Origin of the sequence: Chromohalobacter sp. HP20-39 (assembly GCF_033052815.1) — a bacterium.
In the GTDB taxonomy this organism is placed as follows: domain Bacteria; phylum Pseudomonadota; class Gammaproteobacteria; order Pseudomonadales; family Halomonadaceae; genus Chromohalobacter.
Genome location: NZ_JAWHTP010000469.1, coordinates 1 through 302, shown reverse-complemented (window position 1 = coordinate 302; position 302 = coordinate 1). Strand labels below are relative to the sequence as shown.

1 protein-coding gene is annotated in these 302 nt (G+C 59.9%); it reads right to left on the bottom strand.

From position 1 onward, the window contains the following. Window positions 1-302: transporter substrate-binding protein (locus RVY79_RS18835; RefSeq protein WP_317466083.1), on the bottom strand; the 302-nt coding region annotated here is incomplete at both ends.

Here is a 302-nt window from a genome sequence, read left to right as displayed (position 1 = left end):
GCCTTGACCCATGCGGCCCACTTCTTCTTGAAGTCGTCGTTGACGGGGTTCTTGACGGACATGAAGTAGTTCCATGCGGCAAGCTGGCCGGCCAGCGGCTTGGTGTCGATGCCGCGCAGTTCTTCCTCACCCACCGAGAACGCCACCACCGGCACGTCCTTGGCCTTCAGGCCGGCGTTGCCGAGTTCCTTGTAGAACGGCACGTTCGAATCGCCGTTGATGGTGGAGATCACTGCCGTCTTGCCGCCCTGCGAGAACTTCTTGATGTTGGCAACGATGGTCTGGTAATCCGAGTGGCCGAA